Here is a 758-nt window from a genome sequence, read left to right on the forward strand (position 1 = left end):
CCCGAGATCCGCGGAGCCACCGCAGTTGCGACTGGTGATCGTGGTCACCATCGGGTTGCCGCTCTCGCCGAGGTGGTACTCGACCCCGTTGAACCGCGGGTAGACGAGCTCGGCGACCTGCCCTCTCTTGTCGCCGTTGGTGTCCCGGAACACCTCGTAGTGCAGGTGGTACCCGCCGCCGGAGTTGCTGCCGGTGTTGCCCAGCGTGCCGATCTGCTGCCCGGGCCTCACGGTCTGCCCCTCGGAGACGCTCCTGGTGTCCAGGTGCATGTAGAACGTGTAGTAGTTGTCACCGTGGTGGATCCTGACGAGGTGCCCGGCGCCGCTGTCGTAGTACGAGGCGGTGACCACTCCCCCGGCCGCGGCCAGGATCGGCGTCCCCCGCTGGATCTGGCTGTTCCTCCAGGGTGAGCGGAACATGTCGAGCAACTTGCCCCGGGCGCGGTCGTGCGTGGGGCCGGTCATCAGGTCGACCGCCGTCCCGCAGGCGAAGGGCGCCTGGAAGGCGGGCATCGCGGCGGCGTGTCCGGGCAGGCCCGTCAGGCTGACGGCGAGTACGGCGAGCACGGCCGTCATCGCCGCTCTCGCCCCGGCCGGGCGGATTGCGCCCCGGCGGCGCGGGCGGGGGGAAAGGAACGTAAGCATGATCGTGGATCTCCTCGATGATTCGGAAGGACGGTTTTCGGGGCGGGGGCGTCGCCCGGGGATGGGGCGGAGGGTGGGACGGAGCGGAGGGCGGGAAGGGTCGTGCCGGATGT

At 70.2% G+C, this 758-nt stretch carries 1 protein-coding gene; it reads right to left on the reverse strand.

Annotated elements, in window-relative coordinates; translation table 11 throughout:
* Positions 1–645 (reverse strand): M23 family metallopeptidase (locus tag Psi01_RS43005; RefSeq protein WP_204069975.1); only part of this gene is annotated, 645 nt, incomplete at its 3' end.
* Between the last annotated feature and the right edge of the window lie 113 nt (positions 646–758).

Origin of the sequence: Paraplanobispora siamensis (assembly GCF_016863175.1) — a bacterium.
Lineage (GTDB): Bacteria > Actinomycetota > Actinomycetes > Streptosporangiales > Streptosporangiaceae > Planobispora > Planobispora siamensis.